Raw genomic sequence first — 26,760 nt, 5'->3', positions numbered from 1 at the left:
ATGGAACTTCCAAAACTGAATTTTCAGGAAACTTTTGATTTTAAATTCAAGAAAGACAAAGATAAGTTTTTTATTTATGACTTGATCCGTAAAACTTATCTTCTCCTTACCCCCGAGGAATGGGTAAGACAGCACTGGGTACACTATTATCTTACCGTAAAGGCCTATTCTCCGTCCGCTCTTATTACCGAAAAAAAGATCCTTCTGAACGGCCTTACCAAAAGAATCGACCTGCTGGTTACCGAGAAAACAGAACCCATTATCCTGATTGAATGCAAAGCGCCCCAAATTAAGCTTACAGAGAAAACATTTGAACAGACGGCGCGGTACAATTCCATTATCGGAGCGAAAGAAATTATCCTGACCAATGGCCTGCAGCACATCAATGCGTATTATGAAAACGGGCAGTATCAGTTTTATAAACCGGAGTAAACTTTCTAACCACCAATTTTTAATTGACCGGGATCACATTCCCCTCCACTGGAGGGGTGGCGAAAATTTAAAGAATTTTTGACGGGGTGGATTAAAAAAATACATATAAGTCACAAAAGCTTTTGAAACACTTAAGTGTATTTAAGTTGAATACATTGCGCAAAGAAGTACACTTAAATTTTCATGAAAATCTCTGATTTTCTCCTTATATGATCTTATTATTTTCAGCCTGCTAAAACTAAAGTGCTTTAAAGTGTTTAAAATTAAAAACTTTTGCGACTTTTGTGGTTAAATAAAATTAAAAAAGTTTAAAACATATATGGAAATTAAGAATATCATCTTCGATTTTGGAGGCGTACTAATGGATTGGAATCCCAGATATTTTTTCAAAGATTATTTCAATGATGATGAAAAAATGGAATACTTTCTTGAAAACATTGCCCAGCCGGAATGGAATGAAGAACAGGACCGCGGAAGAAGCCTGGCAGAAGGCACCAATATCCAGGTGAAAAAATTCCCTGAATGGGAAAAAGAGCTCAGAGCTTATTATGATAACTGGACCGTGATGCTGAAAAGTGATATTCCGCAGAACGTAGAGATTTTAAGACGTTTAGGAAATACAAATTATCAATTGTTCGGGCTGACGAACTGGTCTGAGGAAACTTTTCCTTATGCACTGGAAAATTATGACTTCTTCCAGCTTTTTAACGGAAAGATCGTGGTTTCGGGAGCGGAAAAAATGATCAAACCAGATCCAAGAATATGGCATGTTCTGCTGGAAAGATATAATCTTAAGGCCAGCGAATCTGTCTTCATCGATGATAATCTTAAAAATATCGAAATGGCCAATTCACTTGGATTTATGACCATTAAAATAGACCCGGATACTGATCTGGAAAAAGAGTTGGCAGATCTGGGAATCCAGCTCTGATCATCTTTGTTTTTACAATATTTTCATCCTCAATATAAGTTATTTCTGTAATTTAGTTGAGGATTTAATTCACCTGAATTCGGGAATAAGAAAATGCCTGAAAACAATTGTATTCTTATCGCAAAGGCAGACAAAGTAAATTTTCTTGCATGTCAATAAGGAAAATAAGGATTTATTCAGAAAGGTAATACAATAAATATACAGTGATACGGCTTTTGTTTATCTTAAAAATCAGCTGAATGCTTTGTAAAAGCCTTGTTTATCATTGCGTTTAATCTTTATCGCGAACTTAGGTGAATTCATAATAAATCCTTCTTTACTAAATTACAGAATATGATACGCAACCTTTTATTAACAGCATGCATGATAAGTGCAGGAACCGTTTTTAGTCAAAAATTAAAACCTGTTTCCTATCAGGACGGTTCTCAGAAACTCAACGGATTAGTCACTTCGAATGCCGGAAAAAAACTTCCGGGTGTCCTGATCCTTCCGGCCTGGAAAGGGATCGACGATGAAGCTAAAACTGCTGCTGCCGATCTTGAAAAGCAAGGTTATATTGCCTTTATTGCTGACATTTACGGTGAAGGAAATATTCCGGCTGACAATGCTTCTGCCAGCAAAACTTCCGGATATTATAAACAGAATTATGATGCTTATCAAAAACGGATTTCCCTGGCTTTAGAACAACTGAGAAAGAATGGAGCAATTGCTGATAAAATTGCCGTGATCGGATACTGTTTCGGCGGAACGGGAGCTTTGGAATCTGCGAGAGGAAGTCTTCCGGTAATGGGCGTTGTTTCCATCCACGGAAGTATAGGAAAAGATCAGACCAGAAAAAACAGTCCGATTTCCGCAAAAATATTAGTCGAAAATCCTGCAGATGACCAAGGAGTTACCCCGGAAGATTATAACAATTTAGTCAAAGAGATGAACGAAGGCAATGCAGACTGGCAGATCATCACTTATGCCCATTCAAAACATACATTTACCGATCCGAAATCGCCAGATTATAATGAAGTAATGGCCAAAAGAGCCTGGAATCATACATTGCTATTCCTGAAAGAAATACTTAAGTAAATTTATTTTAATGTAACAGTATAGCAGTGTAACAATATAACAATAATTAAACCGAGTGATTGGTACACTGTTACACTGCTATATTGTTATATTTATTCTTCCTCCCTGTTTACCAGATCCATCGAAAACGCTGGAAGACAGATGGCAATATATTCACAAGATTCTGAAAACGGGTTGCTGTAACGTACTCTTGCTCCTTTTTCTATCAAAATACTCTGTCCTTTTTCAAGAATGATGATGTCTCCGTCTATCTCAAACTGCTTTTTCCCTGAAACAATAAGGGTAAACTCGTCGAAATCCGGAGTCTGATGCGGCTCACTCCAGCCCGGTGGCGCTACCATGTGGGCAATAGACACGTTTGAATTTCCTGTAGAATTTCCCCAGTGCTCTTCAATCAGCTTTCCGTCTGTAGTAGGCACTATAAATGGTGATTTCTGGATTTTGTATTTCATGAATGTTCTTCTTTTTTTATTTCATATACAAAATTAGTTCTTGTAGGCTCTGCAAAATAAGCTACCTCCTCTTCTGCAATCTTCTTGCCACCGATTCTTTCCAAAGCAGTCTGGGAACGGAAATTCTCTTTTCCGATATGGAAATGAACCTTATCTACATACTGGAAGATATAATCAAGCATCAGCTTTTTCACTTGAGGATTAATTCCCTTTCCCCATGATTTTGTTCCATAGAAAGTATAGCCAATAAAAATGCGGCTCTCATTTTCATCAAAATCGTAAAAACGCGTACTGCCCAAGACGTCACCGGAGGATTTTTCTACTATTTTAAAAGCACCTCCGCTTTCCATGGCTCCTCTGAAAAAGCTTTCAAAAACCTCTCTCTGATATCGCTCTTTATTAGGATGCTGCTCCCAAACTCTGGGATCGGAAGCTACTTCATATAAAGACTCAAAATCCCCTTGCTGTAAGGGGATTAATTTATACTCCTGATTTTCTAAAACAGGTTGAATAGAGAATTTCATCGCTTAGCTTTTTGTTTTTGCAGCGTCAGCTTCTATTTTCTTAATTTCTTTCAGTTTATCTGCAATCTTGATAACAGCATCTGGTTTTGCAGGTTTTAAAGCAACTTCTGCCTGAGCCATATCCCACTTAATCACCAGGTTCCCTGAATTTTCATCAGTTGGGTTCAGGGTAATTTCAAACCACTCCTGCTTGTCAGCCAGTTTGTTCACCGGTACGGTTACATCTACTACATCCTGTTTTGGATCATAGGTGTAAGCGCCCCATTGCTGGAAATCTTTATTTAATATTACTTTCCATTCTTTTTCCGTAGGAACGATAAAAAGCCCGTACGTTCCTGCAGGAACCGTTTTTCCACCGAAGTTAACAGACTGTCCGAATGTGATTTTTGTAGAAGAGTTAGCGCCTGCTCTCCAAACCTGTCCGTAAGGAACCAGTTCTCCGAAGATCTTACGTCCTTTCACTCCCGGTCTTCCATAATCAATGCTGATTTTGGACATAGAAAACTGCTGTTCTACCTTCTGACGCGGACTTGCTGCCGGTACTGAGTAATCCTGAGCAAAACTTAAAGCCGAAGCTGATATGCAAAGTGCAAATAGTAACTTTTTCACGTGTAAATTTTTGCCTAAATTTACAAAAATCAAAATAAAATAGCCTTCTCTAATTCCAATAATTTTTGCTTTCTCAAGATTCCGCATACATAGCCCACCAGTTCTCCATTTGGGTCCATTAACAGGGTGTCGAAATAGCAATTTTATTGATGCCATTTGCTGTTCCCACCGCATGTGATATTTTTTCAATGAAGGCTGGTATTAAGCAGTTTTGGATTCTCTGATTTTAGTTTTTGCTGTTCCAAAGATAATGGGTAATTTTAAAATTCCGAATTTAACCCATAATCACATCAGAATGTTCAGAAAACCAAGCATTATCTTACTGCTTTCTGCAGGCCTTTTCAGCATCAGTGCTCAGCAGACGATCCCGTTCAGAATTACAAAGCATAATAATATTATTGTAAAAACACTGGTGAATAAGAAGGATTCTCTGGACCTGATGTTCCAGATTGCTATGGAGGATGCGTCAATTTCTCCGGAAAGACACCACAAAGCGGATCATATTATTTTTGATAAAGATGATGTCAGCAATGATAACACGGTACAGATTGGAAAGATGAATTTAAATAAAGTACGTTTTTTCAATAATGAACTGACGGGTCATGAAGCAGATGGAAAGATAGGAACAGGAATGTTCACTGGAAAGTCTTTCAAAATAGATTATGACAACAACAGGTTTGAAATTTACGATAAAGAACCTGATCTAAATGGTTATCAAGGCATTATGCTATTCCATGAGAATGGACAGTTTTTTATTAATGCAGATAATGTCATTGATGGTAAGCAACAGCAGGAAGCCTATTTTCTGCTGCAGTCCGGATACTCCGGAGCTATTCTCTACAGCAACGCTTTTGCGGAAGAAAAAGAGCTGGATAAGCTTTTAAAGACAACTTCGGAAAAAACCATGAAGAATTCTTCCGGAGAAAGTATCGTAACCAAACAGGGAATTCTTCCTTTCTTCAAGCTGAATAATTCTGTTCTGAAGGATGTACCAGCAGGCTTTTTTACAGGAAAACATAAAACACAAACAGTCAGTTATTTGGGCGCAGATATGTTGAAGAGATTCAATTGGATCTTCGATGCTGATAGAAAAAAAGTATACATTAAGCCCAGCAAATATTTTTCCGAGCCTTATTATAAAATGAACTAACAGAGCTATTTAAAATAAGATAGCCCCTTCCAGTTCCAGAAGTTTTTGCTTTCTCCATATTCCTCCGGCATACCCTACCAGTTCGCCATCTGAACCTATTACCCGGTGACAGGGAATGATGATTGCGATTTTATTAATCCCGTTTGCCGTTCCTACAGCGCGTACGGCTTTAGGATTGCCCAAAAACTCAGATTGCTGTTTGTACGTACGGGTTTCTCCTAGGGGTATTTCAGTCAAAAGCTGCCAAACTCTTTTCTGAAAATCTGTTCCGGTGGTATAAATCGGCACATCAAATTTCGTTCTTTTTCCCTCAAAATATTCATTGAGTTCATCTTCCAGCTGCTTAAAGTGTTTATTCTCACCCTGAACGATTTCTGCATTCATCACTTTGGACAGCTGGCTGAACTGGCGGTCTATATTTTTTCGGTCTGTAAATTCTAGCAGGCATATTCCTTCTTCGCACGAACAGGCGAACATAGGACCTAATGGTGTCTCCAGTCTTTTCAAATCAATAATTTTCCGGCGGACTGTATTTTTGGGTGTCGTACCAATGACATCTTTAAAGCGTTCATTAAAGCCGCTTAAACTTTCGTACCCTGATTCCAGTGCTGTTTCCATAATGTTTCCGCCATTTTTTATTTTCTTAAATGCTTTATTCATTCGGAATTCTCTCTGAAAAGCCTGAAAGGTCATCCCGTGATTTTTCAGGAACCAGCGTCTTAGGGTTACCGGTTCAATGTTTCTTTTCAGAAGGTCTGCATCTTTGATTTTTAATGATTCGTTCTGCTGAAGTTCGTCCAATAAATCCTGAATATACCGGGGTGTTTCATTCAGTTTTTCAAGCGGCCTGCAAATTTTACATGGCCTGTAGCCATTTTCTATCGCCTTTTCTGTATTAATAAAGAATTCAACATTTTCTCTTTTGGGCTTTCTGGCTGTACAGGTTGGACGACAAAATATACCCGTAGTTTTTACAGCCATCCAGTAAATGCCTTCAAATGAGGAATCTTTCTCTAAAGATGCCTGATACATTCTTTCTTCTGTAAGCTTTATCATGTTTAAAAAATTGGGGAAAAGCTCCCGGTCTCACCGATATTTTTTAATGCAGTTTCTAATTGTCCATAAATATAACCATTTAAGAAATTCCCGGATGAAATTCTTTTAACGCCCAGCCTTTTAAGGGTGCTAAAATCTGGAAGTTCAGGCATAGCCATTACACTGAACGGAAGTTTTGCAGCATCAGTAAGGCGTTCAATATCCTGTGTTTCAGTGATACAAGGAACAAAAATCCCGTCCGCTCCCACTTCTTCTATGATTTTCATCCGCTGCAAAGCTTCTTCTGCTGCATTTTCTACACCGAGCAGAAACGGATCTATCCTGACATTGACGAAAATCTCAATATTCTGCTCTTTCAGCTTTTGAATAACTGCATTTAATTTATTAAAAAACTCGTCTGGACTTAATAATTTTCTGCTACCGTCAATAATGACACTATCTTCAATATTGATCCCGACAACACCTGCCTTTGCCAGTCTGGAAATGTTTAAAACTATCTCGTCAGTGGTTTTTCCATAGCCGCCTTCCAGGTCTACGGATAACGGAATTGATACGGATTTTAAGATTCTTTCAATGATATAAAAGTATTCATCAAAGCTTATGTTTTCACCGTCTTCATATCCCAGGCTAAATGCTACTGCCGAGCTTGAAGTCGCCACTGCTTTATAGCCTAGTTTTTCATAAACCTTAGCACTCTGGACATTCCAAACGTTTCCTATCAATAAGGGATCATTCTGCTGATGCAGCTCTTTGAATCTCTGAATTGCTGTCATTTTAATTTTTTATCAAAAGTACTATAGATCCTGTTTTTTTGCAACCGAAAAACGGACAAGTATTTTTTTTGTTAACAAAACCCCGCAAGAAAACTTACGGGGTTTGGAATATATTCTTTGGTTCCGAAATTACATCGTCTCCATTTTAAAGCTCATGCTTTCAATAACTTTCAGGATGGCTTCTACCGTATCCATGGATGTTAAACAAGGAACACCGTTTTCCACACTCATTCTTCTGATCTGGAATCCGTCTCTTTCTACCTGCTTACCTTTGGTCATGGTATTCACTACATACTGAACTTTACCTTTCTGAATCAGGTCGATAAGGTTCACATCATCTTCTCCTATTTTGTATCCTATTTTACAAGGTATCCCTTTTTCTTCAAAGAATTTAGCGGTTCCTTCTGTTGCCCAGATTCTGAAACCTACCTCATGGAATCTTGATGCCAGATCTGCTGCTTCCTGCTTGTGTTTATCTGCAACAGTGAACAAAATTGAACCGTGCATCGGAACTTTTCTTCCTGCTGCGATTAATCCTTTGTAAAGGGCTTTTTCCAGAGTAGTATCTTTCCCCATTACCTCTCCTGTAGACTTCATTTCAGGTCCCAGAGAGATATCTACTTTCGTCAGTTTTGAGAAAGAGAACACAGGAACTTTTACATAAACGCCTTCTTTTGCTGGAACAAGACCGTTTTTGTATCCTAAATCTTTCAGTTTCTGTCCTAATATTGCTTTTGTTGCCAGATTAGCCATCGGAACTTCTGTGATTTTAGAAAGGAATGGAACTGTTCTTGAAGAACGTGGATTCACTTCAATCACATATACATTTCCTTCAAAAAGAACATACTGGATATTCATTAAACCAATAACATTCAATCCTTTAGCCAGTCTTTGGGTATAATCTACCAGAGTATCTATTTCCTGCTGTGAAACATTCTGTGTAGGATATACTGCGATTGAGTCTCCTGAGTGTACCCCGGCTCTTTCGATATGCTCCATAATTCCCGGAATCACTACGGTTTCGCCGTCACAGATGGCATCGATCTCTATTTCTTTTCCGACCATGTATTTGTCGACCAAAACAGGGTGCTTAGGGCTTGCATCTACTGCATGCTCCATATAGTAAGCCAGCTCTGCTTCTGCATAAACAATTTCCATCGCACGTCCTCCCAATACGTAGCTTGGACGTACCAAAACCGGATAGCCGATCTCGTTGGCAATTTTTATTGCTTCTTCTTTTGAAGTGGAAGTTTTTCCTAAAGGCTGAGGAATTCCCATTTCCTGAAGTGCTTTTTCGAATTTGTCTCTGTTTTCAGCTCTGTCAAGATCTTCAAGTGAAGTTCCAAGGATCTGTACACCGTGTGAAGCCAGTTTATCTGCAAGGTTAATCGCCGTCTGTCCTCCGAACTGAACGACAACCCCTTTTGGTTTTTCAAGCTCGATGATGTTCATTACATCTTCTTCCGTCAATGGCTCGAAGTATAATTTGTCTGAGATTGAGAAGTCTGTAGAAACGGTTTCAGGATTGTTATTAATAATGATGGCTTCGTACCCCATTTCTTTGATCGCCCAAACCGAGTGAACCGTTGCGTAGTCGAATTCTACTCCCTGCCCGATTCTGATAGGTCCTGAGCCTAAAACGATGATCTTTTCTTTATCTGAAACTACACTTTCATTTTCTTCTTCGTAAGTTCCGTAGAAATATGGAGTTTCACTTTCAAATTCAGCTGCGCAGGTATCTACCATTTTGTAAACCGGCATTACCCCGTTTTCTTTTCTGAAATTGAAAACTTCACGCTGCTTTACTTCCCAAAGGTGGGCTATGTTCATATCTGCAAACCCTAATTTCTTAGCCTGAATTAAAATTTCTTTATCAAATTTATTGGCAGCGATCACTTTTTCGAAATCAACCAGCTTTTTTAATTTCCAGATGAAGAATTTATCGATTTTGCTCCATTCTACAATCTGTTCCCAGTCGTATCCTTTTCTTAAAGCATCTCCAATGATGAACAGTCTTTCATCGTCACATACTCTGATTCTTCTTTCGATTTCTTCAGCCGTTAGTGCCTCAGCCTGCTTTGTTTTTAATCCTAAGTGTCTGATTCCGGTTTCAAGGGAACGGATGGCTTTCTGTAATGATTCTTCGAAGTTTCTTCCGATGGCCATTACTTCTCCGGTCGCTTTCATTTGTGTAGACAGTCTTCTGTCTGCTGTTTCGAATTTATCGAACGGGAATCTCGGGAATTTTGTTACCACATAGTCAAGGGCAGGCTCAAAACATGCGTATGTTTTTCCTGTGACCGGGTTCATGATCTCGTCAAGCGTTAAACCTACCGCAATTTTTGCTGCAATTTTCGCAATCGGATATCCTGTCGCTTTACTTGCCAATGCTGATGAACGGGAAACCCTAGGATTCACCTCTATAATATAGTAGTCGAATGAATGTGGGTCTAAAGCCAGCTGTACATTACATCCTCCTTCAATTCCCAGGGCCCTGATGATCTTTAGAGAAGCATTTCTCAGCAGCTGATATTCTCTGTCAGAAAGCGTCTGGGAAGGCGCCACTACGATAGAATCCCCTGTGTGAACTCCTACCGGATCTATATTTTCCATGTTACAAACCACAATCGCATTGTCGTTGGCATCACGCATTACTTCATATTCAATTTCTTTGAACCCGGCAATTGATTTCTCGATAAGACATTGTGTAACAGGGCTATATTTCAGTCCCAATTCTGCAATTTCTTTCAGCTCAGCCTCTGTGGAAGCGATACCACCTCCGGTTCCTCCCATCGTAAAGGCAGGACGAACAATCACCGGATACCCAATCTCATCAGCAAAACGGATCGCTCCTTCTACTGTAGTCACAATGTCCGATTCCGGAACCGGCTCATTCAGCTCTCTCATCAGTTCACGGAAAAGATCTCTGTCTTCCGCTCTGTTGATGGCAGAAAGTGTAGTTCCTAATACTTCTACCTTACATTCTTCAAGAATTCCTGATTTTTCCAGTTCTACCGCCATATTCAGACCTGTCTGACCTCCCAGTGTCGGTAACAAGGCGTCCGGGCGTTCTTTTCTGATGATATGACTTACAAACTGAAGGGAAATCGGCTCGATATATACTTTATCTGCGATTTCCACATCCGTCATAATGGTTGCAGGGTTTGAATTGATCAAAATCACCTTGTAGCCTTCTTCTCTCAAAGACAGGCAAGCCTGTGTTCCTGCGTAATCAAATTCAGCTGCCTGACCAATGATGATGGGTCCTGAACCGATTACTAAAATTGTTTTTATATCTGTACGTTTTGCCATTTTTCTTTTTATTGTAGAGTCAAGATTCTAGAGCCAAGAGCCAAGATTCCAGACTTTTATTTTAAATTATTTTTAAACGAATAAATCATTCTCTGAATTTCAGAAACTTCACTTAGTAAAGCATTTATTTTTTCTTCTGATAAGAGATTTAATTCCCTAACCAAGATCAGCTGTGTCTGCAGTTCAAAAGCTGAACCCAGAGCAACTGCCAGAAAATGATTAAACTCTTTACTTCCATTTCTGCCAGAACCTTCCGCAATATTCGAAGGAATAGAAACTGCAGATCTTTTAATTTGAGAAATTAAGCCATACTTTTCATCGTTACTGATCTCCTGACAGATAATGTAAACATTTTTTGCCAGTACAATAGATTTTTGCCAGAAAAGTAGTTTCTCAAAATTGTGCATCTGTAGTCTATTATTCTTAATTCTTACGTCTTGGTTCTTGTGTCTTGATTCTTGGTTCTTATTTTTTAAATTCCTCCATTAAATCCAGGAACTCATCAAACAAATAATTTGCATCTTCTGGGCCCGGGCTTGCTTCCGGGTGGTACTGAACGGAGAAGCATGGGTGGATCTTGTGTTTAAGACCTTCGTTGGTTCTGTCGTTTAGGGCGATGTGGGTTTCAACCAGGTCTGTTCCTTTAAGACTTTCCTGATCTACTGCATATCCATGGTTTTGAGAAGTGATGGATACTTTGTTTTTTTCCAGATCCAGTACAGGGTGGTTTCCTCCTCTGTGTCCGAACTTCAGCTTGAAAGTTTTTGCTCCGCAAGCCAAACCAATCAGCTGATGTCCTAAACAGATTCCGAAGATGGGAACTTTTCCTAATAATCCACGGATCATTTCTAATGCCTTTGGGTTGTCTTCAGGGTCACCGGGACCGTTTGAAAGCATAATTCCGTCCGGATCCATCAATAGGATCTCTTCTGCTGAGGTGTCATGGGAAACTACAGTGATATCACAGTTTCTTTGAGACAGCTCTCTGATAATCCCTAATTTGGAACCAAAATCCACCAACACTACTTTAAATCCTCTTCCGGGATTGGCATAAGCTGTTTTTGTAGAAACAGTTTCCACCTGATTAGTTGGGAAACTGGTACCTTTTAACTCTGCAACAACTTCGTTTTCATCAGTTTCAATGTTTACAATTTTGCCTTTCACAACGCCTGAATTACGAAGAATTCTGGTGAGTCTTCTGGTGTCTATTCCAGAAATTCCTGAAAGGTTTTTCTTTTTAAATAATTCATCTAAAGTGATCTGGGTACGAAAATTGGAAGGAAGATCGCAAAGCTCTTTTACGATAAGTCCTTTAATAGCCGGCTCGATACTTTCATAATCATCACGGTTAATACCATAATTTCCGATAAGCGGATAGGTCATGCAAACAATCTGACCGCAGTATGACGGATCGGAGATCAACTCCTGATAACCTGTCATTCCGGTATTGAAAACTACTTCTCCGGCAGTTTCCAATTCTACTCCGAAACCTTCTCCATGAAACACTTCACCGGACTCCAGTATTAATTTTTTCTTCATTTTTAAAAATTAGATATTAGATTTAAGAAGTTAGAAGTTAGACTTCCTCGTTCTGTTTATTTTCTTTTTTCTTTACTATTTAATCCACTTTAAAGGTATATCCTTCTTTTTCCAGGGCTTCTTTCAAAATTGCCATTCTCGCGAAAACACCATTCTGCATTTGTTTGAATACTCTTGAACGTTCACATTCTACAAGGTCCGTATCAATCTCTACGCCTCTGTTGATGGGAGCTGGGTGCATAATAATCGCCCCCTCTTTCATTGCTTTTTCTCTTTCTTTCGTAAGACCATATTTTCTGTGGTATTCGGAAGCAGAGTAACTCATTTTTGCATCGTGTCTCTCATGCTGTATTCTTAGCAGCATCAGGACATCCACTTCAGATATTAGCTGATCAACCGGTAAGTAAGTTCCATTAATTAAAGCACCTTCATCAAACCAGTGTTCAGGTCCGGAGAAATATACTTTGGCTCCTAATCTTCTTAATGCTTCTGCATTGGAATTGGCTACACGGCTGTGTTTTACATCTCCAACAATGCCTATTTTCAGTCCTTCGAATTTTCCGAATTCCTGATAGATCGTCATCAGGTCCAGCATACACTGGGAAGGATGGTTTCCTGTTCCGTCTCCTCCGTTGATCACCGGAATATTAATGTTGTTCAATTCTTCAAAATACCTGTCTTTTTTATCTCTGATCACCACCAGGTTTACGCCTAAGCTTTCAATGGTTTTCACGGTATCATAAAGACTTTCTCCTTTGTTTACAGAACTGTGTGAAGCATCAAAAGGTACTACCTGCAGTCCCAGCTTTCTTTCTGCGATGTCAAAGCTTGTCTTTGTTCTTGTACTGTCTTCAAAGAAAAGGTTTGAGCAGAAAACTTCTCCTTCAATTTTTGCAGTTTTCCCGTTGGCAAAAGCCAGTGCTTCGGTCAGTATACTGTTGATTCTCTCGGTGCTTAGTTCTGTAATCGTAAACATAATTCTTAATTTTTGAGCATAAAAAAAGCGAAGACAACATCTTCGCTAATAATAATAAATATCGTAAAGGGCGCTTTCGCCCGGTAAATCTAATGATATAAACACTCTTTTATTCATTAGGTGCAAAGATACAGAAATTTAACGAATCTACAAAACCAAATTTTAAAATAAATTAAAACCTATTAATCATTCCTTATTTTCATTTATAATTGATATTTTTGTTAAAGTTCAAACCTATTCTATGGATTTAAAAGACAAAATGATTCTCAGCATTATTCAGGAAGACTCTACTCTATCTGTGAAAGAAATTTCAGAAAGGATAGGTCTTACATTTACTCCAACTTACGAACGTATCAAACAATTGGAGAAACAGGGCATTATTGAGAAATACGTTGGTCTTTTGAACCGTGAAAAGCTGGGCCTGAACATTGTCGTTTACTGTAATGTCCGTCTTAAAGAGCAATCTCAGAAAGTACTGGAAACTTTTGAAAAAAACATTATGAAACATGATGAAGTTCAGGAGATCATCAGCCTTTCCGGTGAGTACGACTACATGCTTAAGATCATTGCCAAGGATATTAATTCTTATAATGATTTTGCAGTGAATGTGATCTCAAATATTCCTAATATTGGCCAGTATCACAGTTCTATTGTCCTTCACGAGGTGAAGAAGTCTACTAAGTTTAAAATTGATCTGGACTAATCCTTTGCTAGATCTACCTTATATTAAAGATGCTTCGACTTCGCTCAGCATGATATCGCTACAAAATGACGTTTAGTATTAGATTGGTCATGCTAAGTGATCAAACTTTTAATCAACTTTAAAAATCCAAGTGATTAAAAATTATCAACCCAATAATTTATTCTTCAGTTTGTTGAACTGATATTCTATTTTATCCAGACAAAGATTTCCTATGCTTCCCTGATGGGTATGATTTAGATTTCCAACTTCAAACTCAAATTCATTATTTTCAATCTCCTGTCCTACTTTTACATAAGCATCACGGAATGAGCTTCCTTTTTTCACCTCTTCATTAATTTTCTCTACGCTGAAAAGATATTTATATTTTTCATCTTCCAGAATCCCTTCTCTTACCTGAATATTCGGAAGAGTATAACTTAATATCTCCAGACATTCTTTCAAGGAATCAATAGCAGGGAAAAGAATTTCCTTTGTCAGCTGCACATCTCGGTGATACCCTGACGGCAGATTGTTCGTTAATAATATCAGCTCATTCGGTAAAGACTGAATTCTGTTGCATCGTGCACGAACCAGTTCGAAAATATCCGGATTCTTTTTGTGCGGCATAATGCTGCTTCCTGTTGTAAACTCTTTTGGAAAACTGATAAAATCGAAATTCTGGCTTAAATATAAGCAGACGTCATAAGCAAACTTCCCAAGCGTTCCTGCTAAAGTAGCCATTGCCATAGACAGCATTTTTTCTGATTTCCCGCGGGTCATCTGCGCGTATACAGAATTGTAGTTCATAGACTGAAAACCTAAGTTATAAGCCGTACTTTCTCTGTCAATAGGGAAAGAGGAACCGTACCCCGCTGCTGAACCCAGAGGATTTTTATTGATAATATTTTTCACCGAAAACAACAGTTCAACATCATCCAGCAATGCTTCGGCATACGCTCCAAACCATAATCCAAACGAAGACGGCATTGCAATCTGAAGGTGGGTATAGCCTGGAAGCAATTTATTTTTGTGTTGATCGGCCAGCTTGATTAAAATCTGGAAAAACTCATCAGTCAAAGATGTTATTTCGCGGATCTCATCCAGCAGATAAAGTTTGATATCCAGTAAAACCTGATCATTTCTGGATCTTGCCGTATGGATTTTCTTTCCGGTATCGCCTAATTTTTCAATTAATATCGCCTCAACCTGAGAATGGATATCTTCTGCTTCTTTATCAATCTCAAAGTTTCCGTTCTCGATATCTTTTAAAATATCTGCCAAAACAGAAAGCATCTGTTCTGATTCTTCACCGGAGATAATTCCGGTTTCTGCCAACATCTGGCAATGTGCCATGGAACCTTTAACATCATATTTTGCTAAACGTTCGTCAAAGTCAAGATCTTTCCCGACTGTAAATTTATTGACTAATATATTGGTGGCCAGGTCATCCTTCTGCCATATTTTTTTCATAATATTCTTTTTACAATATTCAATTCGTTTCAACCTGCTCAGCAGAGCATCTTTATTAAACTATAAAAAAACATCTCCACATTCAAAAAGCCTTCGTTTTTAATTTTCTTTTTTGCATAAATCTTTATTAAAAACTGGCTTTATTGCCTGCTGAGCCTGGTTAAAACATTTATTTTTTTTAGATATTAGAAGTTAGAAATTAGATATTAGTATTTGTTAGTATTAAAGTGTATGTATAAATTTTCAGCATCTAACTTCTAACTTCTAACCTCTAACTTCTCTCTTTACAAAACTTTTTCTAAGATCCTGATATAGATCTCGATTCCTTCTTCAATCTCTTTTATATAGATATATTCATCTGCCGTGTGGGAGCGCCTGCTGTCACCGGGACCTATTTTCACGGATGTACATGGAATGATGGCCTGGTCAGACGATGTTGGTGAACCGTAAGTTGCCCTTCCGATTTCAAGACCTGCCTGTACAAAAGGATGATCCATTTTTATTTTTGAGGAGTTTAGCCTGAAAGACCTGGCCGTTAATGAAGATTTCATTTGTGACTGAATGATCTCAAAAGCTTCCTTATTGGAATATTCATCGGTAACCCTTACATCCAAAGTAAAAGTGCAGGCTTCCGGAACTACATTATGCTGAACACCTGCGTGAATGCCTGACAATGTAACTTTAACTTCGCCTAAATAATCGGAAACCTTCGGAAATCTAAAGTTCAGAATATTGTGAAGATCCTCCATACATTTTACAATGGAATTATCATCATTCGGATGAGCAGCGTGAGAAGGAGTTCCTTTCATTTCCCCGTCTATCACCAACAGTCCTTTTTCCGCGATCGCCAGATTCATCTGCGTGGGTTCTCCTACAATGGCGAGTTCGATGTCCGGAAGCTGTGAAAATAGGGTTTCAATTCCATCAAATCCTGAAATCTCCTCCTCAGCCGTCAAAGCAATCACTAAATTATATTTTAAATCTTCTTTCTCATAAAAATGTAAAAAGACCTGGACCATGGAAACCAAAGAAGCTCCGGCATCATTACTTCCCAAACCGTATAGTTTTCCGTCCTGCACAACCGGAAGAAACGGATCTAATGTATATGCTTTATTAGGTTTTACCGTATCATGATGGGTATTCAGCAAGATGGACGGCTTGGATGCATCAAAGTTTTTATTAACTGCCCAGATGTTGTTTTTAAAACGTTTTGCAGGAATATGATGTTTCTTAAAAAAATTCTCAATTTCTACGGACGTATTATATTCATCTTTGCTGAATGACGGAATTGCAATCAGTTTTTTAAGCAATTCAACTGCGTGAGTCAGTAGCTCTTCTTTACTATAAACAGATTTCAGTTCCTCCATGATGGTTTTCTATATGTTTTTTTAATTGGGTTTCTTTGATTAAGAACACCTTGTTTACATTATTTTTTACAGCTCCGAGAGCATTTTCAAGTTTGGGCAAAATTCCCTTATGAAGTTTTCCTGCTTCTTTTAAAACAGAAAACTCTTCTGCGGATACCCTTTTTATAACCGATCCGGGATCTTCAACATTTTCCAAAACCCCCTCTTTATCAAAACAATACAATAACTCTACATCATATTTTAAAGATAAAGCCTGAGCAATGACTGAAGCAATCGTATCTGCGTTGGTATTGAAAAGATTTCCTTTTTTGTCATGCGTAATCGCTGAAAAAACAGGGACAAGTTTAAGTTTAATCAATTTTGAAATCAGTTTCCTGTTCACGCTTTCCTTCTCAATGTCGCCTACAAATCCAAAATCTATTTCCGGATGTTCTCTTTTTTTGGCTTTAATTAAGTTTGCATCAGCTCCGGAAAAACCTATTGCCTTACATTTTTTCTGCTGAAGTTTTGCCACAATATTTTTATTGATGCTTCCTGCATACACCATCGCAACAATATCCAGCGTATCTTTATCCGTAATTCTTCGTCCGTTGATCATTTTTTGTTCAACGCCCAATTTATCTGCTAAAGTGGTTGCTAATTTTCCGCCTCCATGAACCAAAATCTTCTTTTCCTTAATTTCAGAAAACTGTTCTAAAAATTGGTTAAGCAACTCCGGATCGTCGATCAGAGCACCGCCTATTTTTATGATATATAATTTTTCTTTCATTGTCAACGTTTTTGAAATTCTTGCTCTTTTTCTGATCCTTGTCAAGGTTTAGAACCTTGACAAGGATTGATTTCCGTTATTTGGAATTCAATTCATTCAGAATTTCGCTAAAAACGGCTTGTGCAGAGAAAATTCTGTTTTTAGCCTGCTGATAGATAATGGAGTTTTCTCCGTCCATTACCTCATCACTTAATTCTACATTACGACGGACAGGGAGACAGTGCATTACCTTTCCGTTATTTGTACTTTTCAACTTTTCTCCGGTCAGCATCCAGTTATCCTTTACTTCCGGCATAGCTGCATAGTCATCGAAAGAGGACCAGTTTTTCACATAGATAAAATCTGCATCTTTTAAAGCTTCATCCTGGTTATGGATCACTTTAATATCTTTTGTAAATTTCTTATCGAGATCATACCCTTCGGGATTAGCGATTACAAAATCTACATCCATTTCCTGCATCCATTCTGCAAAGGAATTTCCTACGGCTTGAGCAATCGGCTTGATGTGTGGCGCCCAGGTAAGAACCACTTTCGGTTTACGCTCTTCTTTCCAGTTTTCTGTGATGGTAATACAGTCTGCCAGACTTTGAAGCGGGTGTCGCGTTGCCGATTCCAGAGAAATCACAGGCACTTTAGCATGCTGCTCAAACTGACTCAGGATACTTTCATTAACATCATCTTCCTTAGATTTCATTCCCGCAAAACAACGTACTGCAATGATATCACAATATTGGTTTAATACTTCTATTGCATCTTTGATGTGTTCAACGGTGTCACCGTTCATTACAGCTCCGTCTGCAAACTCCAGATTCCAGGCTTCCTGAGCAGCGTTTAAGGTCAGAACATTCAATCCTAAATTCTGTGCTGCGATCTGGCTGCTTAAACGTGTTCTTAAACTTGAATTCAAAAATACCAGACCTATTGTTTTTCCCTTTCCTTTTTCTGTTTCGGAATCGGGGTTTTCTTTAATTTGTAAAGCTTTTTTTATGATTTCCTGTAAGTTTTCTACATCGCTTACAGAGGTGAATTTTTTCATTTGATGATTTTTTTAATTAATTGTAATAATCTTAACCACAAAAGTTTCTTTTATTTAAACACTTTAGAACACATAAGTAAGTTTAAAATGATATCTATATTAAAGTTCACATAAGATGAAAATCAAGATTTTCAGAAAACTCAAGGGTTCTTTTTAAGCATTTAGTAGTTTCTTATCATTACTAAAGTGCTCTTTTCTTTTGTAGTTTAAATCTTATCTAAAACTACTTTCAAAGCACCAACAAAAAGATCTGTTTCCTCTTTGCCGATATTCAGAGCCGGAAGAATCCTCAATACATTTTTATCATTGGAATTTCCTGTAAAAATGTGATGATCATATAACAGACTTTTCCTCACTTCAGAACAGTCCTGATCCAACTCTATTCCGATCATTAATCCTTTCCTTCGGATGGATTTAATATGTGGAAGGCCTTTAATTTCGTTTTCAATATAATCACCCATTTGCTGAGCATTGGACATAAGATTTTCTTCCTTCATCACATCCAGAACAGCAATCGCTGCGGTACAAGCTAGATGATTTCCTCCGAAAGTTGTTCCCAGCAAACCATTGCTTGCCTGGAATTTTGGATGAATCAAAACACCTCCGATCGGGAAACCATTTCCCATTCCTTTTGCTGTCGTGATCATATCCGGTTCAATCCCAAATTCCTGATGGGCAAAGAAATATCCGCTTCTTCCGTACCCTGACTGAACTTCATCGAGAATCAATACTGCATCATATTTTTCGCACAGTTCTTTAATTTTGGATAAGAATTCTGCTGTTGGGATCATAATTCCACCCACGCCCTGAATTCCTTCAATAATGACGGATGAAATTTCATTTCCCTGTGTTTCAAAGATCTCTTCAAGCTGTTCGATATCATTCCATTCAGATTTGATAAATCTTTCAGAAAAATTAACCGGAGCAACAATTTTTGGATTATCTGTCACAGAAACCGCTGCCGAAGTTCTTCCATGGAAGGATCCTGAGAAATAAAGCACTTTACTTTTCCCGTTATGGAAAGATGCCAGTTTTAATGCATTTTCATTAGCTTCAGCTCCTGAATTACACAGGAAAAGATTGTAATCTTCATAGCCTGAAAGTTTCCCCAGTTTTTCAGCCAGCTCAGTCTGCAATTCATTCTGAACAGAATTTGAATAAAAAGATATTTTCTCCAGCTGCTCTTTTAATTGAGTTTGATAATGTGGATGATTGTGTCCGATGGAAATCACGGCATGACCTCCGTAAAAGTCAAGGTATTTTTCTCCTTTATCATCCCAAAGAAATGATCCCTGAGCTTTTACCGGATTTATGTTGAATAATGGATATACGTTGAATAAATTCATTTTTTTGTTTTAATTAATTTCTTTTGTCTTGAAACAAAAGAAACAAAAGTTCAAGACTGGAAAATTCCACTAAAAATTAAAATTGAATCCTAAAATCCTCAAAACTCGCACGAATTGACTATTTGTTCTTCGGTTAAAAATTTGTCTCGTGCTCAAACAGTGAGAATTTTTTAACGGATTAAATTTCAATTTTCTTAACGCTCCATTTTCCTAAGTCGAATATTTCGGTTTTTCAATTCACAATTGACTTATTGACCATTCACTTTAATGATCACTTTTTAAAATGCTATCGGCTTTAAGTTCAGTCCCAGGTTTTCTTCCCAACCCATCGCTATATTCATGTTTTGTACGGCCTGTCCGGAGGCTCCTTTCAACAAATTGTCAATCGCTGAGTGAATGACTGCTACATTTCCACTCTTTTCTATATGAATCACACAGCGATTGGTGTTGACAACCTGCTTTAAATCAATTGCATTTTCACTTACCTTCACAAAAGGCTCTTCTTCATAAAACTCCTGATACAACTGAATGATATCTGAAAGTACTAATTCCGTTTTCACTGTAGAACTTGTAAAAATTCCTCTTGCAAAATCACCTCTCCATGGAACAAAATTCAGACTGATCTCTTTATGGTTAGATGAAACTAACTGCTGTAAAACCTCATCCACATGCTGATGCGTCAATGTTTTGTATGCCGAAATATTATCGTTCCTCCACGTAAAATGAGTCGTTGCCTGTAAAGATTGGCCCGCGCCTGTTGATCCTGTAATTCCTGTTGTGTACACTTCATTCAACAAACCTTTTTCGGCTAATGGAATAAGAGCCAATTGAATAGCCGTTGCAAAACATCCGGGATTGGCAATACTTTTTGCTCTTTCCAGATTTTTTTTATTGATTTCAGGAAGTCCGTAGATAAAATTCCTGTTTCCAAATTTTCCATCCAGACGGAAATCGTTCCCTAAATCAATGACTAAAGTTTCATCTTTAACAGGATTCTGGCTCAACCAGTTCTGACTTTCTTTATGAGGAAGGCATAGGAATAAAATATCCACATCTTGCGGTCTGTCCGTTAAAACCTGCTCACAAACTGCCTCTAAATCCGGGTACAAATCTGAAATCTTTGTTCCCGAATTGGAACGACTATATAAAAAACTCAATGTTACATTGGGATGAAAAGCCAGCACACGGACCAATTCGCTTCCTGTGTAGCCGTTGGCGCCTACAATTCCTACTTTTTTCATATGATTTTTTTGATTGACAGGAGTTCATCCTATCATTGGTTAAATCCCTCTTTTAAAATTCTTTATTTTGAATTGATCTGGTGGTATATGTTTAAGGAATTGCTTACAATTTTTGTATATCCTTTTACATCTTCTCCCGTCCAGGCTCTGTTAGCTTCACCATAACTTCCGAATTTATCAGACATCAGATCATGTCTGGATTCAATTCCGTTTAAAATAAACCTGTATGGATAAAGGGTTACAAATACTTTTCCGCTAACCGTTTCCTGAGAATCCTTTAGGAAAGATTCAATATTTCTCATCACAGGATCCAGAAAAAGTGCTTCATGAAGCCAGTTTCCATACCAGTCGGAAAGCTGGGATTTCATCATCTGCTGATATTTTGAGAGGGTATGTTTTTCCAGTAAATGATGGGCTTTGATGATCACAGATGCTGCCGCCGCTTCAAACCCTACTCTTCCTTTGATTCCAACAATTGTATCTCCCACATGGATGTCACGGCCAATTCCGTAAGCAGAAGCGAGTTCTTCAATTTTCTGAATAGCATACACAGAATGTTCAAAATTTTCTCCATTTACAGCCACAACCTCACCATTTTTAAATTCAATCTCCAGTTCTGACGGCTGCGTTTCTTTAATTTGTGACGGAAAAGCTTCTTCCGGAAGGTAATTTCGTGATGTCAATGTTTCCTTTCCTCCAACTGATGTTCCCCACAATCCTTTATTCACAGAATACTGAGCTTTATGGAATTCCATTTTATATCCATGATTTTTCAGGAATTCAATTTCTTCTTCACGGGACAGGCTCATATCGCGGATTGGTGTGATGATCTCAACTTCCGGACACATTACCTGGAAAATCAAATCGAAACGGACCTGATCATTTCCAGCTCCCGTACTTCCGTGAGCAATAGCATCTGCACCGGTTTCAATTGCGTATTTTGCAATTTCCTGTGCCTGAACCGTACGTTCAGCACTTACAGATAATGGATAGGTATTGTTTTTAAGCACATTTCCGTAAATCAGATATTTTACACAAGAATTATAATAATCCTCCTGAGCATCAACGCACCTGTATTCTTTCACCCCAAGATTGAAGGCTTTTTTCTCCAGTTCTTTTTCTTCTTCTTTAGAAAAACCTCCGGTATTTACAGTCACTGCATACACTTCATATCCCAGTGTTTCACTAAGATATTTGGCGCAGTAAGAGGTATCCAAACCTCCGCTAAACGCTAAGACGACTTTCTTTTTCTCCATTGTACTCATCAATTTCGGACTGCTGAATTTCAGTCCCGTTTACTTTATTATTATTTTCAGGAACGAAAAGCATCGCTGTACACAGACAGTTTTTACGTTCCTTTTTCATTAAAATTTCATAGTTCACACAGTTCTTGCAACCGTTCCAGAATTCTTCATCCTGAGTGAGCTCAGAATAAATTACTGGCTTATAACCAAGATCGCTATTGATCTTCATGACGGCAAGTCCCGTGGTTAACCCAAATACTTTTGCATTGGGATATTTTTCTCTAGATAACTGGAAAACTTTATTCTTGATCAAAGTGGCGACTCCCCTGTTCCTGTAGTTCGGAGATACAATAAGTCCTGAGTTGGCTACGAACTGACCATGCGACCAGGTCTCAATGTAACAGAACCCCACCCATTTGCCGTTTTCAGTAGCAACCACAGCATTACCATCTGAAATCTTTTTCGTTAAGTATTCAATGGAACGTTTTGCGATCCCCGTTCCTCTGCGCTGTGCTGAATCATACATTTCCTGCTGTATTTCACTCACATACATGAGATGTTCGCATGAGGAAATTTCTATTTCCATTTATTTATCTAATTTTTTTGGCAAATTTAAAACATAATAACTTTAAAAACCAAATTAAAAAGATATTTTTTTTGTTTTAAAGAAATACACAGGTAATTTTATCTTTACAATAAAATATAATATTGCTAAATTATTATATATTTGCTAAAAACATATAGTTATGGAAAACAAATGCCCTAAATGCAATGGCGGTACAATTGTAAAAAGCGGGATCATAAATCAAAAACAGCGTTTTCTCTGCAAAGACTGCAACTACTATTTCACCGTCAAAAAAATAGGAAAACAGATCGACGATTATTACGTAACCAAGGCTCTACAACTCTATCTTGAAGGATTAAGCTTCCGCGAAATAGAGCGAATTATTGGGGTTTCTCACGTTACGGTCAGCTCCTGGATCAAAAAATACAATATCACAAGGCCACCCCATTCTGAATTCCATCCCGTCTATAAAATACTGAAACAAAATGAGTTGATAGAATATATTGCCAAGGAAGACAACATCAAAAACTCTGGACTTATCATTACTCAGTTTGCAGATAAATACATGCTGATTAAATGGGAGAGGTTTAAGAAGTAGTCCAGATATAAGATATAAGATTCAAGAACCAAGAACCAAGAATCAAGATGTCAGACATCAGATATCATATTTCAGACAATTGATTATTAACTCAGCTATGAACCAGCAACTAGCAACCAAGAATATATTCACTCTAAACCCCTCAAACTCTTCCACACTAAAACCCGAAACTCGTATCTGAAAAGCAGATCATTACGTAAAAACTATATTATTACCAATAATATATATTAAATTTTCGTAAATAAATTATTAATTACAATTTGGCTTTCGCAAAAAATAACGCCAAAAATTGATAATTTATGAAGAAATTACTTCCAATTATTGGACTAACCCTAATAAGCAGTTCTTTATACTCACAGGGTTCTCCTGATTACGGAGGCGGGTTAAAATTAAACCTCAATCCGGAAGGAGATAAGTACATCAGATTTATTTTATGGGACCAGTTTTGGCTCAGAAATACCCAAATGAATCCCGGTAGTATGGTTGCGGGGGAAGCTACCGATAATTCCTTGAGCCTGGGAAACAGAAGGTTACGTGCTTTAATGTACGCACAAATTTCTAAACGATACATGATTCTTGCTCACTTTGGGATCAATAACCAGACCTTCATCAACGGAGGAGCGACAGGTACCACGGGAACAGGAGGTTATGGAAATGGTAAGAAGCCACAATTATTTTTCCATGATGCATGGAATGAGTACGCAGTTATTTTACCTGGAGAAGCGGGAAAATTCAGTTTATCTTTAGGGGCAGGACTTCATTACTACATGGGGCTTTCACGTATGACGATGGCTTCAACATTGAACTTCCTTACTGTAGATTCCCCTATTTTCTCATGGCCTTTGATTGATAATTCTGACCAGTTTGCCAGACAGCTCGGGATGTTTACTAAAGGGAAATATGGAAAACTGGAATACCGTTTCAGCTTAAACAAGCCTTTTGCAACTGATATGGCTCCAGTCAATGTAATGGATCCATCAAGAGCCGCAGCGGTTGACAACAATGGAAATCCAAGCTTTTCTAAAGCCGGTTATGTTGAATACCAGTTCCTTGATGAAGAATCAAATACCCTTCCTTTCAAAGTGGGTTCGTATTTAGGAACGAAAAAAGTATTTAATGTAGGTGCAGGTTTTTACCATCAGGCGGACGGGACCAGAACTTCCGTGAATTCTAATATTGAGAAACACGACATTACACTTTTAGCAGTGGATGCATTTGCAGATATTCCTTTGGGAAATGCCAAACATAAGATGGCCGTTTCTGCCTATGCCGGATATTACAACTATAATTTTGGCCCCAACTACATAAGAAATCTGGGAACGATGAATATTGCATCCAATGACCCTAATTTTACAGGAAACAGAGCCATCGCGGGTCCTGGAAATCTACAACCGATGATCGGAACAGGGAATGTAGTGTATGCCCAAGCAGGCTTACTTCTTCCGAATCAGGCAGAAAAACCAAAAATCAGAATACAGCCTTTCGCGGCATATACACACAAAAACTTTGAAGCATTAGATAAATCATCTTCACAGTTTGACGTGGGTGCCAACTGGTTCATAGACGGCCATCACGCAAAGATCACTACGCAATATTCCACAAGACCGGTTTATACCAGTCCTACGGAAAGCCCTTCTTCAAAAGGCGAATTCATTGTACAGTTTCAAATTTACCTTTAAACACCGGATGAACTTAATATCTTAATCTATTAATATCAAAATCAATCAACATGAGCGAAAATCACCACGAAAACTACGAAAATATGACCGACCGGCAGAAGAACCGCACCATCTGGAGCGTGATCACTGCTTCATCACTTGGTACTCTGATAGAATGGTATGACTTTTATATTTTTGGAAGTTTAGCGATCGTTTTAGCAACCAAATTTTTCCCTGCTGACAATCCTACTGCCGCATTTTTATCTACATTGGCGACGTTTGCAGCCGGATTTGTGGTTAGGCCTTTCGGAGCCTTGTTTTTTGGGAGATTAGGTGATATTATCGGAAGAAAATACACCTTTCTTGTTACACTTCTTATCATGGGATTCTCTACTTTCCTGATCGGATGTATTCCCGGATATGAAACCATCGGGTTCATGGCGCCGGTTTTAGTTTTAATCTTAAGACTTTTACAAGGTTTGGCGTTGGGAGGAGAATACGGAGGTGCCGCAACCTATGTTGCCGAATATGCACAGCCTCACAGAAGAGGTTACTGGACTTCGTGGATTCAGACTACAGCTACCGCCGGACTTTTTATTTCATTAATCGTCATTTTAATTACTAAAAACTCGCTATCTGCAGCAGAATTTGATTCCTGGGGCTGGAGAATTCCATTTTGGATTTCAATTTTAATGGTGGGAGTATCTTATTTCATCAGAAAAAACATGAAAGAATCGCCGCTTTTTGCGAAAGCTAAGAGTGAAGGGAAAACATCAAAAAATCCGTTAAAAGAAAGCTTCGGAAACAAGTTTAATTTCAAATTTGTTTTACTGGCACTGTTTGGTGCTGCGATGGGACAGGGTGTTATCTGGTATACCGGACAATTTTACGCCATGAGCTTCCTCCAGAAAGTGATGAATATAGACTCGATGCAGGTCGATTATTTAATGGCTACTGCCCTGTTAATGGGTACACCGTTCTTCGTGTTTTTCGGCTGGCTCTCAGATAAAATCGGACGAAAAGCAATCATGATGACAGGCATGCTGGTTGCCATTTTGGCCTACAGACCTATTTACGACAGCATGTATAAAAGTGTAAATATTGAAGCTAAAACCGTTGCAAGTGATGGGATCAAAGAGACAAGAAGTGCTGCAATCCACAAAGATATTGCATCGGACAGCTTAATTACATTTCACAAAGAAACTACATATACAGACGGAACTTTCATTAAAAAAGACAGTATCGTGCACTGGTCTGCAGCCGGTCCCGCCATGAAAGACGGAAAAGCGGAAGAACCAAAAGTCACAACATCGATTACACTGAGCAACGATACAAGATGGTACCTGGTATTTCTGGTTTTCATTCAGGTGATTTTTGTAACAATGGTTTACGGGCCAATCGCTGCTTTTCTTGTTGAAATGTTCCCGGTAAGAATCCGCTATACCTCGATGTCATTGCCTTACCACATTGGAAACGGCGTATTCGGAGGATTACTTCCGGCCGTAGCAACGTACCTGGTAACTCAGGGAAAGGATGCGGGACATGCAACGTGGTACCTGGAAGGACTTTGGTATCCTATTGGAGTCGCTGGAGTCTGTTTAGTCATCGGATTGATTTATCTTAAAAATAAGAACAACAATATCCACGATTAATAGAGATAATCACTCAGAAATTTATTAATTTTAAATCTACTAAAAATGAACGGATTAAAAAAAATATTAGGCATTGTATGGATTCTGGTGGCATTGGTTGTTGCATACTTCGGAATTACCGTAATGGGAATCCCTAAAATAACCTCAGGAAAACAGGAAGATCTGGTTTTCGGCATTATTATACTTTTTATACTGGTGCCGATTGTTTCCGGTGGAATGGCTATTTTCGGATACTATTCGCTGACAGGAGAATATTCAGACGATAAAATTTAATTTATAAACGATTAATGATAATTGATGG

At 38.3% G+C, this 26,760-nt stretch carries 26 protein-coding genes; 9 read left to right on the top strand and 17 right to left on the bottom strand.

All coding sequences use genetic code 11. The annotated features are described in order from the left end of the window. The 3 genes from DRF60_RS07875 (at position 1) to DRF60_RS07865 (ending at position 2,440) form a co-directional block, all read left to right on the top strand. Positions 1-432: a type I restriction enzyme HsdR N-terminal domain-containing protein gene (locus DRF60_RS07875; RefSeq protein ID WP_111957522.1), complete on the top strand. Its 432-nt coding sequence runs from the start codon at positions 1-3 to the stop codon at positions 430-432. A 319-nt stretch (positions 433-751) separates the two neighbouring features. Beyond that, positions 752-1,363, top strand: a complete 612-nt coding sequence (locus tag DRF60_RS07870; protein ID WP_116011548.1) for an HAD family hydrolase — start codon at positions 752-754, stop codon at positions 1,361-1,363. 333 nt (positions 1,364-1,696) lie between these two features. After that, on the top strand, positions 1,697-2,440 hold the full coding sequence (locus DRF60_RS07865) for a dienelactone hydrolase family protein (protein ID WP_116011547.1): 744 nt from the start codon (positions 1,697-1,699) through the stop codon (positions 2,438-2,440). A gap of 92 nt (positions 2,441-2,532) precedes the next feature. Here the strand turns inward: DRF60_RS07865 and DRF60_RS07860 are convergent, their stop codons facing one another. From DRF60_RS07860 to DRF60_RS07850, 3 genes are read right to left on the bottom strand one after another with little or no spacing between them, the layout of a single operon-like run. After that, positions 2,533-2,892, bottom strand: coding sequence for a cupin domain-containing protein (locus DRF60_RS07860; RefSeq protein WP_116011546.1), 360 nt, complete (start codon positions 2,890-2,892; stop codon positions 2,533-2,535). After that, positions 2,889-3,416, bottom strand: coding sequence for a GNAT family N-acetyltransferase (locus tag DRF60_RS07855; protein ID WP_116011545.1), 528 nt, complete (start codon positions 3,414-3,416; stop codon positions 2,889-2,891). The genes DRF60_RS07860 and DRF60_RS07855 overlap by 4 nt, the downstream gene beginning before the upstream one ends. A gap of 3 nt (positions 3,417-3,419) precedes the next feature. Continuing rightward, the gene (locus DRF60_RS07850) at positions 3,420-4,025 is read right to left on the bottom strand and encodes a DUF2911 domain-containing protein (protein ID WP_116011615.1); all 606 of its coding nucleotides are present in this window, start codon (positions 4,023-4,025) and stop codon (positions 3,420-3,422) included. 250 nt (positions 4,026-4,275) lie between these two features. Here DRF60_RS07850 and DRF60_RS07840 point away from each other — a divergent pair, with 250 nt between their 5' ends. Next, on the top strand, positions 4,276-5,175 hold the full coding sequence (locus DRF60_RS07840) for a hypothetical protein (protein ID WP_238640095.1): 900 nt from the start codon (positions 4,276-4,278) through the stop codon (positions 5,173-5,175). 9 nt (positions 5,176-5,184) lie between these two features. Here the strand turns inward: DRF60_RS07840 and DRF60_RS21760 are convergent, their stop codons facing one another. The 6 genes from DRF60_RS21760 to DRF60_RS07810 form a co-directional block, all read right to left on the bottom strand. Continuing rightward, positions 5,185-6,231: a bifunctional transcriptional activator/DNA repair enzyme AdaA gene (locus DRF60_RS21760; RefSeq protein ID WP_116011544.1), complete on the bottom strand. Its 1,047-nt coding sequence runs from the start codon at positions 6,229-6,231 to the stop codon at positions 5,185-5,187. Positions 6,232-6,233: 2 nt separating this feature from the next. After that, positions 6,234-7,004, bottom strand: coding sequence for an isocitrate lyase/PEP mutase family protein (locus tag DRF60_RS07830; RefSeq protein WP_167443718.1), 771 nt, complete (start codon positions 7,002-7,004; stop codon positions 6,234-6,236). A 129-nt stretch (positions 7,005-7,133) separates the two neighbouring features. Further along, positions 7,134-10,316 (bottom strand): carbamoyl-phosphate synthase large subunit, encoded by a 3,183-nt coding sequence (gene carB / locus DRF60_RS07825; protein ID WP_116011543.1) that lies wholly within the window; start codon positions 10,314-10,316, stop codon positions 7,134-7,136. A gap of 56 nt (positions 10,317-10,372) precedes the next feature. Then, complete coding sequence (locus tag DRF60_RS07820; protein ID WP_116011542.1) at positions 10,373-10,723, bottom strand: four helix bundle protein; 351 nt, start codon at positions 10,721-10,723, stop codon at positions 10,373-10,375. Between the two features lie 58 nt (positions 10,724-10,781). Beyond that, positions 10,782-11,855 (bottom strand): carbamoyl phosphate synthase small subunit, encoded by a 1,074-nt coding sequence (locus DRF60_RS07815; protein ID WP_116011541.1) that lies wholly within the window; start codon positions 11,853-11,855, stop codon positions 10,782-10,784. Between the two features lie 79 nt (positions 11,856-11,934). Next, positions 11,935-12,831, bottom strand: a complete 897-nt coding sequence (locus tag DRF60_RS07810) for an aspartate carbamoyltransferase catalytic subunit (RefSeq protein WP_116011540.1) — start codon at positions 12,829-12,831, stop codon at positions 11,935-11,937. A 241-nt stretch (positions 12,832-13,072) separates the two neighbouring features. Here DRF60_RS07810 and DRF60_RS07805 point away from each other — a divergent pair, with 241 nt between their 5' ends. Further along, positions 13,073-13,534: an Lrp/AsnC family transcriptional regulator gene (locus tag DRF60_RS07805; protein WP_111957554.1), complete on the top strand. Its 462-nt coding sequence runs from the start codon at positions 13,073-13,075 to the stop codon at positions 13,532-13,534. 144 nt (positions 13,535-13,678) lie between these two features. Here DRF60_RS07805 and argH read toward each other — a convergent pair whose 3' ends face one another. The 8 genes from argH to DRF60_RS07765 all read right to left on the bottom strand — a co-directional run bounded on the left by argH (position 13,679) and on the right by DRF60_RS07765 (position 22,572). After that, a complete protein-coding gene (gene argH / locus DRF60_RS07800) occupies positions 13,679-14,983 on the bottom strand; it encodes an argininosuccinate lyase (protein ID WP_116011539.1) in 1,305 nt (434 codons plus the stop codon). 284 nt (positions 14,984-15,267) lie between these two features. Continuing rightward, on the bottom strand, positions 15,268-16,350 hold the full coding sequence (locus DRF60_RS07795) for a M20 family metallo-hydrolase (RefSeq protein ID WP_116011538.1): 1,083 nt from the start codon (positions 16,348-16,350) through the stop codon (positions 15,268-15,270). Beyond that, positions 16,325-17,119, bottom strand: a complete 795-nt coding sequence (gene argB / locus DRF60_RS07790) for an acetylglutamate kinase (RefSeq protein ID WP_116011537.1) — start codon at positions 17,117-17,119, stop codon at positions 16,325-16,327. The genes DRF60_RS07795 and argB overlap by 26 nt, the downstream gene beginning before the upstream one ends. Positions 17,120-17,195: 76 nt before the next feature. After that, positions 17,196-18,155, bottom strand: coding sequence for an N-acetylornithine carbamoyltransferase (locus tag DRF60_RS07785; RefSeq protein ID WP_116011536.1), 960 nt, complete (start codon positions 18,153-18,155; stop codon positions 17,196-17,198). Positions 18,156-18,361: 206 nt separating this feature from the next. Then, positions 18,362-19,501: an aspartate aminotransferase family protein gene (locus DRF60_RS07780; protein WP_116011535.1), complete on the bottom strand. Its 1,140-nt coding sequence runs from the start codon at positions 19,499-19,501 to the stop codon at positions 18,362-18,364. A gap of 278 nt (positions 19,502-19,779) precedes the next feature. Next, positions 19,780-20,742 carry an N-acetyl-gamma-glutamyl-phosphate reductase gene (argC, locus tag DRF60_RS07775; protein WP_116011534.1) on the bottom strand — a complete coding sequence of 321 codons (963 nt, stop codon included), beginning with the start codon at positions 20,740-20,742 and terminating at the stop codon, positions 19,780-19,782. 62 nt (positions 20,743-20,804) lie between these two features. Then, the gene (gene argG / locus DRF60_RS07770; RefSeq protein WP_116011533.1) at positions 20,805-21,998 is read right to left on the bottom strand and encodes an argininosuccinate synthase; all 1,194 of its coding nucleotides are present in this window, start codon (positions 21,996-21,998) and stop codon (positions 20,805-20,807) included. Further along, complete coding sequence (locus DRF60_RS07765) at positions 21,967-22,572, bottom strand: GNAT family N-acetyltransferase (protein ID WP_116011532.1); 606 nt, start codon at positions 22,570-22,572, stop codon at positions 21,967-21,969. Before DRF60_RS07765 ends, argG begins: the two co-directional genes overlap by 32 nt. Positions 22,573-22,732: 160 nt before the next feature. Here DRF60_RS07765 and DRF60_RS07760 point away from each other — a divergent pair, with 160 nt between their 5' ends. The 4 genes from DRF60_RS07760 (at position 22,733) to DRF60_RS07745 (ending at position 26,732) form a co-directional block, all read left to right on the top strand. After that, complete coding sequence (locus DRF60_RS07760; RefSeq protein WP_116011531.1) at positions 22,733-23,149, top strand: transposase-like zinc-binding domain-containing protein; 417 nt, start codon at positions 22,733-22,735, stop codon at positions 23,147-23,149. A gap of 299 nt (positions 23,150-23,448) precedes the next feature. Then, positions 23,449-24,828 (top strand): porin, encoded by a 1,380-nt coding sequence (locus DRF60_RS07755; RefSeq protein WP_116011530.1) that lies wholly within the window; start codon positions 23,449-23,451, stop codon positions 24,826-24,828. A gap of 50 nt (positions 24,829-24,878) precedes the next feature. Then, on the top strand, positions 24,879-26,459 hold the full coding sequence (locus DRF60_RS07750; protein WP_116011529.1) for an MFS transporter: 1,581 nt from the start codon (positions 24,879-24,881) through the stop codon (positions 26,457-26,459). Positions 26,460-26,504: 45 nt separating this feature from the next. Beyond that, entirely contained in the window at positions 26,505-26,732 is a 228-nt protein-coding gene (locus DRF60_RS07745) for a DUF6814 family protein (RefSeq protein ID WP_116011528.1), read from the top strand. Positions 26,733-26,760 lie beyond the last annotated feature (28 nt).

Source organism: Chryseobacterium elymi, from assembly GCF_003385495.1.
Lineage (GTDB): Bacteria > Bacteroidota > Bacteroidia > Flavobacteriales > Weeksellaceae > Chryseobacterium > Chryseobacterium elymi.
Note: the sequence above shows the minus strand (reverse complement) of the source record. Positions and strands in the feature narration are given on the sequence as shown.

What these genes read in the sequence shown, in the direction of transcription:
- DRF60_RS07875 (WP_111957522.1), top strand. Translation starts at nt 1, where the DNA reads ATGGAACTTCCAAAACTGAATTTTCAGGAAACTTTTGATTTTAAATTC.
- DRF60_RS07780 (WP_116011535.1), bottom strand. Translation starts at nt 19,501, where the DNA reads ATGAATTTATTCAACGTATATCCATTATTCAACATAAATCCGGTAAAA.
- DRF60_RS07755 (WP_116011530.1), top strand. Translation starts at nt 23,449, where the DNA reads ATGAAGAAATTACTTCCAATTATTGGACTAACCCTAATAAGCAGTTCT.
- argB (WP_116011537.1), bottom strand. Translation starts at nt 17,119, where the DNA reads ATGAAAGAAAAATTATATATCATAAAAATAGGCGGTGCTCTGATCGAC.
- DRF60_RS07765 (WP_116011532.1), bottom strand. Translation starts at nt 22,572, where the DNA reads ATGGAAATAGAAATTTCCTCATGCGAACATCTCATGTATGTGAGTGAA.
- DRF60_RS07865 (WP_116011547.1), top strand. Translation starts at nt 1,697, where the DNA reads ATGATACGCAACCTTTTATTAACAGCATGCATGATAAGTGCAGGAACC.
- DRF60_RS07870 (WP_116011548.1), top strand. Translation starts at nt 752, where the DNA reads ATGGAAATTAAGAATATCATCTTCGATTTTGGAGGCGTACTAATGGAT.
- DRF60_RS07815 (WP_116011541.1), bottom strand. Translation starts at nt 11,855, where the DNA reads ATGAAGAAAAAATTAATACTGGAGTCCGGTGAAGTGTTTCATGGAGAA.
- argG (WP_116011533.1), bottom strand. Translation starts at nt 21,998, where the DNA reads ATGGAGAAAAAGAAAGTCGTCTTAGCGTTTAGCGGAGGTTTGGATACC.
- DRF60_RS21760 (WP_116011544.1), bottom strand. Translation starts at nt 6,231, where the DNA reads ATGATAAAGCTTACAGAAGAAAGAATGTATCAGGCATCTTTAGAGAAA.
- DRF60_RS07810 (WP_116011540.1), bottom strand. Translation starts at nt 12,831, where the DNA reads ATGTTTACGATTACAGAACTAAGCACCGAGAGAATCAACAGTATACTG.
- DRF60_RS07760 (WP_116011531.1), top strand. Translation starts at nt 22,733, where the DNA reads ATGGAAAACAAATGCCCTAAATGCAATGGCGGTACAATTGTAAAAAGC.
- DRF60_RS07840 (WP_238640095.1), top strand. Translation starts at nt 4,276, where the DNA reads ATGGGTAATTTTAAAATTCCGAATTTAACCCATAATCACATCAGAATG.
- DRF60_RS07795 (WP_116011538.1), bottom strand. Translation starts at nt 16,350, where the DNA reads ATGGAGGAACTGAAATCTGTTTATAGTAAAGAAGAGCTACTGACTCAC.
- DRF60_RS07750 (WP_116011529.1), top strand. Translation starts at nt 24,879, where the DNA reads ATGAGCGAAAATCACCACGAAAACTACGAAAATATGACCGACCGGCAG.
- DRF60_RS07745 (WP_116011528.1), top strand. Translation starts at nt 26,505, where the DNA reads ATGAACGGATTAAAAAAAATATTAGGCATTGTATGGATTCTGGTGGCA.
- argH (WP_116011539.1), bottom strand. Translation starts at nt 14,983, where the DNA reads ATGAAAAAAATATGGCAGAAGGATGACCTGGCCACCAATATATTAGTC.
- DRF60_RS07830 (WP_167443718.1), bottom strand. Translation starts at nt 7,004, where the DNA reads ATGACAGCAATTCAGAGATTCAAAGAGCTGCATCAGCAGAATGATCCC.
- DRF60_RS07785 (WP_116011536.1), bottom strand. Translation starts at nt 18,155, where the DNA reads ATGAAAAAATTCACCTCTGTAAGCGATGTAGAAAACTTACAGGAAATC.
- DRF60_RS07820 (WP_116011542.1), bottom strand. Translation starts at nt 10,723, where the DNA reads ATGCACAATTTTGAGAAACTACTTTTCTGGCAAAAATCTATTGTACTG.
- DRF60_RS07805 (WP_111957554.1), top strand. Translation starts at nt 13,073, where the DNA reads ATGGATTTAAAAGACAAAATGATTCTCAGCATTATTCAGGAAGACTCT.
- argC (WP_116011534.1), bottom strand. Translation starts at nt 20,742, where the DNA reads ATGAAAAAAGTAGGAATTGTAGGCGCCAACGGCTACACAGGAAGCGAA.
- DRF60_RS07855 (WP_116011545.1), bottom strand. Translation starts at nt 3,416, where the DNA reads ATGAAATTCTCTATTCAACCTGTTTTAGAAAATCAGGAGTATAAATTA.
- carB (WP_116011543.1), bottom strand. Translation starts at nt 10,316, where the DNA reads ATGGCAAAACGTACAGATATAAAAACAATTTTAGTAATCGGTTCAGGA.
- DRF60_RS07860 (WP_116011546.1), bottom strand. Translation starts at nt 2,892, where the DNA reads ATGAAATACAAAATCCAGAAATCACCATTTATAGTGCCTACTACAGAC.